Origin of the sequence: Arundinibacter roseus, assembly GCF_004348825.1 — a bacterium.
GTDB lineage: Bacteria > Bacteroidota > Bacteroidia > Cytophagales > Spirosomataceae > Arundinibacter > Arundinibacter roseus.
On record NZ_SMJU01000012.1, the window covers coordinates 75,183 to 87,080 of the forward strand.

Below are 11,898 nucleotides of genomic sequence, written 5' to 3' on the forward strand. Positions count from 1 at the left end.
TAGTTTGCTTTTCTGCCAGTTTGAACTACTTCATAATTACTCCTTAAAGTATTTTTCAACTATTTCTTTTGGTTGCCACTGATCGGGCTTGCGAACGATCGTTCGATAATCCCAGGTCTTGGGCATAAGTTGAGCGGCTGTCAGTGGCAGGTGATCGCCGAGTTTTTGTTGTTCCTGCTGCATGTGAGCGGTTAGTTCTATTATTTTTTGTTGATAGCGTGGATTTTCTGCCAGATTTTTGAGCTCATGTGGATCTTTCCGCAAATCAAATAGCAAAGTCGAATCTATGGCCGGATAGCGAATTAACTTGTAACGCGAGTCACGTACCGAGCGTTGAAAATCCATGTATGCGGTAAGTACATGCGTACGAACCGATTTTTGTTTTCCCAGTATAATGGGTAGTAAATTTTTTCCATCAATGTGGGTTGGAAGTTCGAGTCCGGCATAGGAACAAAGCGTTGGGAAAAGATCCAAAAGGTAGGCAAATGCATCAGACCTTTTGTTTTCTGGAATGCCCGCACCGGCCACAATCAGCGGTACCCGCATGGAATGTTCATACACGCTTTGCTTTCCCAATAATCCATGACTGCCCAATGCCAGGCCGTTGTCGGCTGTGAAGACAATCAGCGTTTGTCTGTCGAGGCCTTTATCCCGAAGTTTCTGAATCAGACGTGCAACGGAACGATCCAAATGAGTAATGAGTGCGTAATATTCAGCCGTTTGTGCCCGGATTATTTCCGGTGTTCGGGGAAAAGGTGCCAGCAGTTCGTCCCGGATTCCCATCGAATTGCCAAAACTAAACGGATGTAACGGCATGAAGTTAGGCGGAAGCGGAGCCGATTTTTCATCATATAGTTTCAGATACTCCGGCAAAGGCGAGCGCGGATCGTGCGGAACGCTGTACGGAACATAGGCAAAAAAATGCTCTGCTTCCGATTGTTTTTCGAGAAAATCAAGAGCACTTTGAGTAAAAATATCGGTAGAAAATCCCTTCTTCACAGCCTGTGTGAACGAACCGCCCGGTTGTAAATCCCGCACAGCTACTTCAAAATGATTGGCCATGCCACCGAGCAGAACATTCTGAGCCTCATCAAAACCGGCAGCAAGAGCTTCGGGTTCGTTATGCCACTTGCCGGTCATAAATGTTGTGTAACCTAGTTGCCGCAAATGAATTGGTAACGTATGCACACCATTGAGTTTATCTTTTACTCTGAAAAACGATTGTCCGCTCATCAGCATCGCCCGACTTGGCGCACACACAGCGCCGTGATGCCCGCCTACAATATAAGCGTTGGAAAACAGCGTACCTGCCCGGGCCAAACTATCCAACGTAGGTGTCTTTACGTACGAATTTCCGTAGCAGCCCAGCGCATCTGCTCGCAGATCGTCGGCGAATATGAATAGAATATTTGGTTTTGACGTTTGGGCCACTATTTCAACCGAATTAAATAGTCCAAACAACACCAAAAACAGATTTAGATTGTTTCTCATTTTTTTGTCAAAATCAGCACGGCATCGTTTGAGGCAGTAGGTGTAGCTTCAATAAAGCCATTCTTTAAAACCAGATTTGCCGCCGTAGTTTTATTGGCAACGGCATCAAACCACTTGCCTTCAAAAGCATCATTACCAGGATTATAGAGTTTTACCAACGTAGGTTTAGGTACGTAAGCCATAATTGTCTTCCGGTCATCGGAGCGCACGACAGACACAAATTCCCCGCGACGTGTTGGACTTACGAGTAACTGCTGCGCGGGTTTGAGTTGCCACCATGCATACTGCCGCATGAAATTCGCCAGGTAACCAACCTGTACGCTACCGGGGAGTTTGATACTTTCTTCCCATGTGCGCAGGATATGCGGCTTGCTGTGATTTTCAATTTCTTCGCCCGCCCGAATCCACGGCCAAATGGCATTAGCTCCATAGGAAATACCCGCAACCGGCGTCGAAAACACACTCCAATAACTTGCGTTGCGTACTTCCGGCGCATTTACACCCGGTACAATATCTTCGTAACAAGGTTCAAGATTTATAAAAACTTTGGGCGGAAGCTGCGTCCATTCGCGGGCCACGGGACCTTCCGTAATCCATTCCTGCGTGCGGGGAGAGGCATTGTGGCCGGACTGAAAACCCAGAATATCAACCCAATCTTCATGCGCGTATTCATTGCCAATCCAGGAGCCGCCCTGCGGATGCATCGCTACTACGCCGGGATGTTCCTTGCCAAAAATGCCACGACCAATGGTTTTCCAGCGTTGCTCATACTCACGTACATACTGCCCGTCGCCGCCCAAAAACCAGATGACCTGATGTCCACCGTAGCGAGCTACGAGATAATTTCCTAAGGCAATCGCCTCAGGTTCAGGTAAGTAATAGCCGGGGCTCAGTTCCCGGCCCGTCGATACGGGCAACGCCCACAGCAAAACCGGTGCCGCTATAAGTCCGTGTGCGTTGATTTCGTCGATTTTTTTATCCAGTAATTTAAAAAAATCCGTGTTGATTTCGATTCGTCCGCTGCCGGTAAAAGCTACCTGTCCTGTGCTGTTTTTGGATGCGCCCCGCCACTGCGTCGTCGCAAATTGTATGACATTGTAGTGATTAGCCACGCGGTCTTTGAGGTACGTATCCCACTCAGCATCAGTTGATTTGATCGGGCCATTCCAGGCGGTGCAGGCCGTATAAAAGAAAGGTGTGCCGTCGGCGTGAGTAAGGTAGTACGAGCCTTTGGGGTGAATGATACTCCCCTTTGTGTAGATGTCATACGGACTGTCTTTTTTCACACACGAAAAACTTCCGGTTTGTTTGTGTAGACCCGAATTGGTTGAATCTGAGCAGGTTGTAACGTACGTCCAGCTGCCGGTTTCGTCAGGAGCAAAGCGCACACGAAAAGTTGTGCCTCCGTCCCAAAAGCCACGAATAGTCTTGATTTTGCCGGTAGGAGAGGTGAAGCGCACAGAAAAATCCTTCACGTCGTAGAGTGGATTTCCGTAGGATTTCTTGCTTTCAAACTGTTTTTCGTACTTCATCCAAAGGCCCGTCTGAGCAAGGGAGGTAAGAGAAAAACAAAGCAGGGAAATCAAAAACAAAGAAAATGAGGTACGCATAGACTACATAAAGGTTTAGGTTCTTTACGTAAAAAAGCGTCCTGCTTAATTTTGATACTCTTATTTTCTGACGATCGCCACAGCCTTTCTTATTTTATATTCAAAAGTTCATTGTTGAAATCTTCCTCTTGCCTTCTACCGTGATGTCCGATCCTTCGGCCAATAGCACTGAAAGCGGTTTTTGGGTGTTGAGAAAGGCAAATTCGGGTCCGTAAAGTTGTCCGAAATCTACCTGAATGGTATAATCCTGCACCTCATACTTTTGCCAGGTTGGGTGCGTAACCTGATATTCGTTGGTGGTATTGGCGCTTTTTCGGGCGTAGCCCCAATAGTGTTCGGTGATAAATTCGGCCTCGCTTCCAGGTGCAATTGTGGATGTATCAAGGGCAGCGGATACACCAAAAGACATCCATTTTTCGGCTACTTTCCAGCGGTACTCCACCTTTTGTTCAGTGGAATTTTCCTGCCAACTATGACTCATCGGGCGGGTTTCGTACTTTTCACCATAGAGGGTGTTTGCGACAAACGACAGCGCATATTTTGGGACAATTTCTTTAATAAAAACCACCCCTCGCTTCCATTCGTCATGTTCCAGCCGTTTGACATAAAACCTCAAATTGACCTCCTCGAAATTTACATGAAAAGGCACTTTTACGCCTAACAGACGGGTATTCATAAACATAAAACCAACCAGGCTGACATAGCACCGATTTTCCCAGAAATCAAGCTCTGTACCCGCAGGGACGTAGTTTGCCAATATTTCAGGATTAATTTCGTAATTGGCAAAAGCTAATTTTCGCCATTCAGCACGCAGGAAGCTCATGAGGGTTTTTTAGGGGGAAAGTTAAAACGTAAGTAAAAATACTACATTCATTTACTATTTCGGGTTATTGATTTTAGGATTAACCTGGTAAAACCAGATTCCCCAGTATCATCCATCCGTCCGTGGGTCCATCCGATCGTCTGTCCATCCATGGGGCTGCACCCCATGCTAGCGGATTGCGCCCTTTCAGGGCTAATTTGTATCCAGCCCTGAAAGGGCATAATCCATCAGCGCAGGGTGAAGCCCTGTTACTGTTGCGATGCGATTTAAATACATTTTGATTTCATAAAAATCAATTGTGGTTGGTTTCGGTTGCTTTTGTCACTTGAAAATAAGAACTAAAAAAAACGGCCCCCGCCGGGAGCCGTCCAAAGATAAAATACTGAGCGTGAGACTATTCTTCCAGAAAATCCATGTCACGGTCGAGACAAAAAAGGTATTACTGAATACTCTACGCAGCTATAATAAAATATGTTAGGTACAGAAAAGAGAAATAAGCAAAATACCATTTTTTTCTAAAAAGATAAACAATTCCGCAAAGGATACCAAGAATGAGAAAAAGCGTGTGCATCTAATTAATAGTCAGAAAATTATTGATTCTTTTGTATTCGTGCCGAAGAAAAAATAGTACTATCAATACCATCATGGCTGTATTGAAAATAGGAAACCAATTTTCTTTAATAACTGCTTGCTCATGGGCATACCAAATAATGAAATCCAAACCGGGAAGATCCATAAGTGACGGATCAGTAAGTCTATATTCCGTTCTATGTGCATCCTGCCTGGTCCTTACAAAGTTTTTTAAAAAGAATCCAACTAAAAAATTATCAACTATGGCATATAACTTTGTATAGCATAAGACACGAATCCAAAAATATCCTAAAAAATTAGTGCATGCATAAATAAGTGACTCAATAACAGTTATGCCATCTGCCTTTAATTCTTTAAAAATAAAGCTTTTATTTTGGTTTAGAAAATATAGATATACATACTCATGTAGATTATTGGTTTTTGTACGATTTTTATAGTTAAATATAAATTGGTGAAAAAGATAAAGACTTATCCAAAATATATTGGTAAATAACATAAATCCTAAAAAGCTAATCCATCCTAAATTATACCGATTCACAATCGGGTTGCCTTCGTGTTTTAAATCCGGGGTTACATAATAAGTAGAAATCATATCTACTACCGTTAAAGTAAAAAAGAGTAGCGGCCAAAATAAACTATTTCTCATTTTCATAAAATTCTATTGCCAATACCATTGATAAATTACTGCGATAAGATTACTTAATGCATGCACTCCTGTTACTCCCCAAAAAGCAATGTATTTGCCTTTCTTTGATAAAACTGCAAATAATCCGATAAAAATAAATCCTATTACGAATGTCGCTATCATATACCAATTTGAATAGGTATGCCCCACAGCGAATAGAGTAGCTGAGAGCACATATATGAGTATTAAATCTTGGGTATATCTTCTTAAAATAACAAAGGGAAGATATTGAGCGAGAAAGGTTTCTATCAAAGGAGCAATACTAACACTTACAAATAGATCCTCTTGAAAGCTTCCTAATTTAAAAGATTCAAAAGCATTGGCGTATCCTAGATAATCTGCAAGCAAAGGGAAAATATCACCAATAATTTCATTAAAAGAAAAAAATAAATTAAAATAAGATAAATTTTTCGACTTACTAGCCATTTGTTGTATTTGAACATGAGTATAGAGGAGGTAATGAATTTTGTGAAGCTATAAGCTTTACTTGAAATGTAAATCTGTCTAAAAATATCAATAAGAAATTCAAATATATAAATTTGTCAACTTACTCTTTTAAATACAGATTTGAATTTTAAGACGAAATTAATCAATCCAAAAATGATCCAGAATACTGTTAAATACTTTTGAACAATATCATTATTCTCATTAAAGAATAAATAGCATCCAATAATTGTGAAAAACGTCCATGCAAAAAGTGAAAAATTTGATTTCATATTTATAGTTGGTAAAGTAATGAATGTACTTAAATAAATTAACTTTGATTCCTTTGCCAATAGCCTTGCTGAGAAAAATCAAAGCTCAGTTACATTTTTCTATTTAGTATTTCTAAATTTTGTCAAAAATTAAACAGAAGCAGCCATTCATACTTGTAAAATATAAATTCTGCTTTATATTTTACAAATTTTCGTTTTTTCTTTTTTTGCAAATAGATGGTTAGCTTATGTGCAGCATTTTGTGATGGGAAAGTTTTTGTTTACAAATACTCTACTAGTTGCCAATAATTTGCCTGACTTGAATCCTAAAACTTCAACTCATCATCACCAAACAAAGCGCCAAAAAACAAAAAAAACGGCTCCCAACGGGAGCCGTCCAAAAATAAAATACTGAGCGTGAGACTATTCTTCCAGAAAATCCATGTCCCGGTCGTGGGTTTCCTGAATCGTCAGGATGGAGTAAAACCCGATGACGAAGCAGATCAAACCAACCAATGCACCAGAGTTGGCTACACTGAATGATTCCTTGAAATAAGCGAATAGTATGATCATAACACTTGCGGCTCCCCGAACCATATTAGGTATTGTAGTAGCAGCGGTGGCGCGCAGGTTAGTGCCAAATTGTTCGGCGCCAATGGTTACAAACATGGCCCAATACCCAATGCCTAACCCCAAAAAGCCTGCTGAGAGGTAGAGTTGTTTGGCGGTAGAAATGCCTCCATACAGATAGATGACGCTCACGATGAACGTAAAGAGCATGAAAATGAACACTGCTTTTTTGCGGGATTTGAGGGCGTGGCTGATGAGCCCGCTCGACAAATCGCCTGCGGACAGACCTACGTAGCACCACATGATGGCAAGGCCGGGCTTGATGGCTTCTTCCAGGCCGAGCGCTTTGCCAAATTCGTTGCTGAACGTTGCCAAAATCCCGATCACAAACCAGGTGGGCAGGCCCATGCCGATGCATTTTAGGTAGCGGATCAGCCTGTCTTTATTGGTAAATAGGGCGAAGAAATTACCTTTCTGTACGTGTTTTTGCTCTTTTACCTGCGCAAAAATCCCGGATTCAAAAACCCCGATGCGCATCAGCAGCAGGGCTATTCCCAGCCCGCCGCCGATAAAATAGGCGTTTCGCCAGTCGAAAAACTCAACGGTAAAGTAGGCTACTACCGCACCCAACAGGCCAATACCGGCCACGAGTGACGTGCCGATGGCGCGTAGTTCTTTGGGCAATATTTCGGAAACCAGCGTGATGCCCGCACCCAATTCGCCCGCGAGGCCAACGCCCGCGATGAACCGCAGAATTTTGTAGGTTTCGGCATCCTGTACAAATCCGCAGGCGATGTTTGCCAATGAGTAGGTAAGGATAGAACCAAAGAGAACCGAAAGCCGCCCTTTTTTATCACCCAATACACCCCACAAAATACCGCCGAGAAGTAGGCCTGTCATTTGCCAGTTGAGAATACTTGCCCCAACCGACGACACGGCCTCTTCGGATAGCCCCAACGAAACAAGGCTGGGAATGCGGACGATGCCGAAAAGTAGCAGGTCGTAAATGTCAACAAAATAGCCAAGGGCGGCCACAATGACGGGAATACTGAACAGATGCGAAGCGGTAGAACGTGCAGGTTGCAGGTTGGCATTCATTGGTATAAATAATCAGGTATAAGAAGTAGAATAGCTTGTTTAAAAATACAAGAGACTACAAATTGGGCTTTTAACTCTTAATTGATTGAAAAAATATTACAATTTTAACTTTTGACCCTCTTTCAGCAGCTCCGCTTCGAGCAGTTCATAGCTTAGTTTTTGGGGCGAAATATTCTTGTCAATTGATAGCACAGCCGCCGCTGCCGCCGATTGACCCAAAATCATGAAGACCGGCTCCATGCGAATGGACCCAAAGGCAATGTGAGAACTAGACATCGCTACGGGCACCAACAGGTTTTTACATTCGGCTTCTTTGGGTAAAATGGAACCGTACGAAATGGAGTAGGGCTGCTTGGGGTGTACGCCAATATCGCCCTCGTTTTGTACAAAACCATTCGCTTTTACATAACGCTGAGCATTATGCGCATCGAGCGAATACGAACCCATGCCTATTGGATTGGTCACAGGCTTTTCGCCAAGGGTGTGCTGCTCGGTCATGACGTCTTCGCCCAGCATGCGGCGGGCTTCGCGGATGTAGAGCTGATGCGGCCAGTTGCCGTTGTCCGTAAATTCGTCCTTAGCCAGTCCCCACTGCTGCATGTCCTGCTTCACATCGGCGGGCATTCGGGGGTCATTTTGCATGAAATAAAGCAATCCTTTCTGGTACAGCTCGTGCTCTTTGATTATCTCCCGGCGGCGTTCGTACGTAGCATCGGGATAGTCGTAGTTTTTGCCGATGTAGTCGCTGCTAAACGGGCCGTGGTTGTTGGTGTCGGTTTTGCGGTTGGGAATCGGGTCAAACTTCTGGAATGTTTCGCGCCAGCCCGAGTCAAACACCCGCAGCAGCAGTTCGTAGCGGGCGGGGTCGTAGCCTTCGGGCTTCGGAAACGGCACCCGGTTGTCGGGGTGGTTGCTCATGCACATCCGAAAGCAGTACGCCTGAATCTTGTTGTCGCCGGAGCCGTACTCACCCGGCGGGTCGGCAGATACTTCGGGCAGGAGCCCGCTTTTGGGGTCGTTGGCCACTACGTAGGGGCTTATGTCTGACTTGAAGTAATGTCCGTGCTGAAATACCTCCGTTTGAACGCCATTCCATTTTTCGCCGTACACGCTGTTTGCCTCGCGGCCTACGTGGTAGCTCACGCCGGCAGCGGCCATCAGGTCACCTTCGTAGGTTACGTCAATAAACATTTTTCCTTCGTAGGTATTTCCACTCAGGGTTTTGAAAGACTGAATTTTGCCGTCCTTCATCTCAACGCCCGTGGCGGAGCGGTCGAGCCATTCGTCTCGATACACGGTAATGTTATTTTCTTTAATAAAATCCTCAAAAACTTGCTCGGCAGCGTGGGGTTCAAAAATCCACATCGTGCGGTTGTTGCCGTCCATTGCGGGCGTGCCTTGCCCTTTGTTGCCATACTCCTCTTTTTTCTGCCATTTCCAGTTTTTATCTTCCTGATAATGCTGATAAAGGCGCTGGTAAAATTCACGGGAAAGTCCGCCGATTACCGACTTGTTGCCCGTATCCGTAAAGCCCAGTCCACCGGAAGATAATCCGCCCAAATGCTTGTCGGGGGAAACAATTACGACGGATTTGCCCATTTTTTTGACCTGCACCGCTGCAGTCACCGCTGCAGACGTTCCGCCATAAATAATGACATCGGCGGTTCGGGTATCAGAATTTTGGTTTTGAACCGAAGAACAGGCCCCCAGGAAAGTCAGCAGGAACAAACTGAGCGTAATTTTTTTTAAAAAATGCATCTTTTAAAAAAGGTTTATTGGTTTAGAATTGTAATTCAGGGTGTGAGGAGTTTGTATAAAAATTAGTGATTAATTTGTCGATCTATGGACAAATTTTACAACTAATACCGAATACCTTATGCCCGTACCGGGTGGTGGGATTATGGCTGAATTAGGTGATTTTTGGTAAAGCCTAATCATATTCATGGTGTTTTTATTTTAGATAAACCAGAATTGATTGTCGCCGCCCAAAAACGAACAGATGTCCAAAATTTTCCCTAAGGCAGATTCCGTTTCTTTCATTCTGCGTCCGTATAAATCAGCGGTTACCAAACACGCTAACCGATTGAGTTATGAAAATGGCTGGCAAACCCGTTTTTACGATCATATTATTCGTGACGACGCTGAATACCAACGCATTGCTGATTATATTGCCAACAATCCAGGAAATTGGCGCGACGATAAATATTATGGTTTGTGATGGGGCACAAACAGAACAGCATCGGCTATTACTACCCCATTGGAATTTTTGGTAGATATTTCTACGAAAGCCTTTTGTCCTTTGGAAAGCGTATATTCCCCGAGTGGAAACCACTCGCCGGAGGTTTGCCCTTCCACCACAATTTCTGATTCCTTTATGGCTAATGTTCGCGTTTGTGTGCCGTCATGAATAGAAACGCTGCTGATGGCCGATAATCCCGGAATTTTAGGAAAATAAATATAAGCTTTATACATACCCGGTTTGGAAATTTCGGGAGTAAATCGAACCGATTGCTCTTCTCCGTTTGGCGCACCCGAAACCAACGCCGTAGGCCCGTAGCTGCCTTTGGTAGTTGTTGTCCAGTTCCCTTTTACAGAAACCTGTGTTTTATTCTCATTGTCGACGAGCAGTTCCGGTGTACTGCCATTGGCCAGTGGATTGTTTGTAAGTTCGGTTTGTAATTTCTTAACATCTACCTGTTGAACCGAAGTTTTTCCATCAAGCGCCAGGCAGGCTGCCACAGCAGCCGACTGGGCCAGCACCATAAAGACCGGTTCCATGCGAATGGACCCATAGGCAATGTGCGTGGCCGACAGACACACAGGCACCAGCAGATTTTCGCATTCAGAAGCTTTCGGAATCAGCGAGCGGTACGAAGTGGGGTAAGGGCCAAAGCCGCCTACTTCTACATTACCTTCATTTTTCACCTGCCCGTCAACTACTACCCGCTGAATATTATGTGAATCCATAGTGTAGGCAGCCATCCCAACTCCATCCTGAACGACCTCTTTGCCCTGACAATTGGCCTGAGTCATAACGTAACTGCCAATCATTCGGCGGACCTCCCGTACATACAGCTGTGGCGACCAGTGGTTATTTTCTACGTATTCATCTTTGGGATAGCCCCATTTCAACATTTCCTCCTGCATCAGTTTAGGCACCTGTGGGTCATGACCAAAAAAGTAAAGCAGTCCTTTAGTATACAGTTCATGTTCTTTCACAATACGGGCTCTTTCGGCATAGTTGGCTTCGGGATAGTCGTAGTTCATGCCAATCATATCGGTTGAAAAACCTCCCCGGTTGTTGATGTCGGTTTTCTGATTGGGCATGCGGCTCCATATAAAATAATCGCTGAGTCGCTGTTTGGCAGGTTGCTTTTCAAAAAGCCTCACCAGCAGATCATAACGTGTGGGGTCGTAACCTTCGGGCCGTGTGATCGGGATTTGATTGGCCGGGTCTGAACTCAGGCAAATGCGGTAGTTATAGGCCTGAACTTTTTTATCGCCCGAGCCATTGGCGGCAAGTTTTTCGGGAGAAATTCCCCACAGCAACCCGCTTTCCGGTTTGCCCGGAATTTTGTAGGGATCTACTCCGTCCGGGAACTGATGACCGTTCATGAGCTGAACTCCGTTGATGGTTTCGTTGTAGTCGCTATTCGCTTCGCGGCCCACAGCGTAGCTCACTCCGGCACGTGCCATCAGGTCGCCTTCGTAGGTTGCGTCAATAAACATTTTTCCGGCAACGGTTTGATTCGTAGAGGTTTGTGGAGAAATACTGTTTTCCAGCACAATGGATGTTATTCGTTTATTTTTAATCTGAGCCGCTATCACCCGATGCGAATAAAGTACCTTAATGCCCGCTTCGTCGAGGTACTGCTGCAAGTATTGTTTGGCGACTTTGGGCTCAAACGTCCATTGTTCAAACTTGCCGTAGTGTTGTCCGATTCGGCGGTAAAAGTCCCGGGAGAGGCCGGTGATAGCATATTTATTTCCAATATCGGTGTAGCCCAGCCCCCCGGACGTGAGCCCACCCAGGTGCGTGGTGGGTTCTATCAGCAGAACCAATTTTCCCATTTTTTTTGCCGTATAAGCCGCCATTACGCCAGCCGCTGTACCGCCGTAGATAACGACATCAGCAGTTTGAGGTGGTAAGGCTTCTGTGCGTTGCGATGGGAGGCAAATTGCCAACAGTAGCAAAAGCAGGATAGGTAGTTTTTTCATTTAAAGAAGTTCAGGATTAAACTAGAAAAGGAGCGAAGAGTAAAGATATAACTGCATATATATACAGATATATGATTTCAGCTATTTTTCTCATAGCCAGATAGCTATGGTAGAAAC

Annotated in this window: 9 protein-coding genes; 1 reads left to right on the plus strand and 8 read right to left on the minus strand. The window is 44.6% G+C overall.

Features of this window, described 5'->3' with window-relative positions; all coding sequences use genetic code 11:
* Positions 1-36: 36 nt before the first annotated feature.
* From EZE20_RS18195 to EZE20_RS18225, 7 genes are all read right to left on the minus strand, one after another.
* Positions 37-1,491, minus strand: coding sequence for a sulfatase-like hydrolase/transferase (locus EZE20_RS18195; RefSeq protein WP_132120323.1), 1,455 nt, complete (start codon positions 1,489-1,491; stop codon positions 37-39).
* The gene (locus EZE20_RS18200; protein WP_132120325.1) at positions 1,488-3,101 is read right to left on the minus strand and encodes an apiosidase-like domain-containing protein; all 1,614 of its coding nucleotides are present in this window, start codon (positions 3,099-3,101) and stop codon (positions 1,488-1,490) included. Before EZE20_RS18200 ends, EZE20_RS18195 begins: the two co-directional genes overlap by 4 nt.
* A 100-nt stretch (positions 3,102-3,201) precedes the next feature.
* Complete coding sequence (locus tag EZE20_RS18205; protein ID WP_132120327.1) at positions 3,202-3,924, minus strand: YqjF family protein; 723 nt, start codon at positions 3,922-3,924, stop codon at positions 3,202-3,204.
* 571 nt (positions 3,925-4,495) lie between these two features.
* Complete coding sequence (locus tag EZE20_RS18210) at positions 4,496-5,161, minus strand: hypothetical protein (RefSeq protein ID WP_132120329.1); 666 nt, start codon at positions 5,159-5,161, stop codon at positions 4,496-4,498.
* Positions 5,162-5,173: 12 nt separating this feature from the next.
* Positions 5,174-5,626, minus strand: a complete 453-nt coding sequence (locus EZE20_RS18215) for a CPBP family glutamic-type intramembrane protease (protein WP_132120331.1) — start codon at positions 5,624-5,626, stop codon at positions 5,174-5,176.
* Between the two features lie 692 nt (positions 5,627-6,318).
* On the minus strand, positions 6,319-7,563 hold the full coding sequence (locus EZE20_RS18220) for an MFS transporter (protein WP_132120333.1): 1,245 nt from the start codon (positions 7,561-7,563) through the stop codon (positions 6,319-6,321).
* Between the two features lie 96 nt (positions 7,564-7,659).
* Positions 7,660-9,321 carry an FAD-dependent oxidoreductase gene (locus EZE20_RS18225; protein WP_132120335.1) on the minus strand — a complete coding sequence of 554 codons (1,662 nt, stop codon included), beginning with the start codon at positions 9,319-9,321 and terminating at the stop codon, positions 7,660-7,662.
* Between the two features lie 241 nt (positions 9,322-9,562).
* Between EZE20_RS18225 and EZE20_RS18230 the strand changes: the two genes are divergently transcribed.
* Positions 9,563-9,781 carry a hypothetical protein gene (locus EZE20_RS18230; protein ID WP_132120337.1) on the plus strand — a complete coding sequence of 73 codons (219 nt, stop codon included), beginning with the start codon at positions 9,563-9,565 and terminating at the stop codon, positions 9,779-9,781.
* Here the strand turns inward: EZE20_RS18230 and EZE20_RS18235 are convergent.
* Positions 9,769-11,781 carry an FAD-dependent oxidoreductase gene (locus tag EZE20_RS18235; protein ID WP_132120339.1) on the minus strand — a complete coding sequence of 671 codons (2,013 nt, stop codon included), beginning with the start codon at positions 11,779-11,781 and terminating at the stop codon, positions 9,769-9,771. The two genes, EZE20_RS18230 and EZE20_RS18235, sit on opposite strands and share 13 nt — an antisense overlap.
* Positions 11,782-11,898 lie beyond the last annotated feature (117 nt).

Bases quoted from the DNA above. Each gene is read 5' to 3' on its own strand.
- EZE20_RS18195 (WP_132120323.1), bottom strand. From the start codon at position 1,491: ATGAGAAACAATCTAAATCTGTTTTTGGTGTTGTTTGGACTATTTAAT.
- EZE20_RS18200 (WP_132120325.1), bottom strand. From the start codon at position 3,101: ATGCGTACCTCATTTTCTTTGTTTTTGATTTCCCTGCTTTGTTTTTCT.
- EZE20_RS18205 (WP_132120327.1), bottom strand. From the start codon at position 3,924: ATGAGCTTCCTGCGTGCTGAATGGCGAAAATTAGCTTTTGCCAATTAC.
- EZE20_RS18210 (WP_132120329.1), bottom strand. From the start codon at position 5,161: ATGAGAAATAGTTTATTTTGGCCGCTACTCTTTTTTACTTTAACGGTA.
- EZE20_RS18215 (WP_132120331.1), bottom strand. From the start codon at position 5,626: ATGGCTAGTAAGTCGAAAAATTTATCTTATTTTAATTTATTTTTTTCT.
- EZE20_RS18220 (WP_132120333.1), bottom strand. From the start codon at position 7,563: ATGAATGCCAACCTGCAACCTGCACGTTCTACCGCTTCGCATCTGTTC.
- EZE20_RS18225 (WP_132120335.1), bottom strand. From the start codon at position 9,321: ATGCATTTTTTAAAAAAAATTACGCTCAGTTTGTTCCTGCTGACTTTC.
- EZE20_RS18230 (WP_132120337.1), top strand. From the start codon at position 9,563: ATGTCCAAAATTTTCCCTAAGGCAGATTCCGTTTCTTTCATTCTGCGT.
- EZE20_RS18235 (WP_132120339.1), bottom strand. From the start codon at position 11,781: ATGAAAAAACTACCTATCCTGCTTTTGCTACTGTTGGCAATTTGCCTC.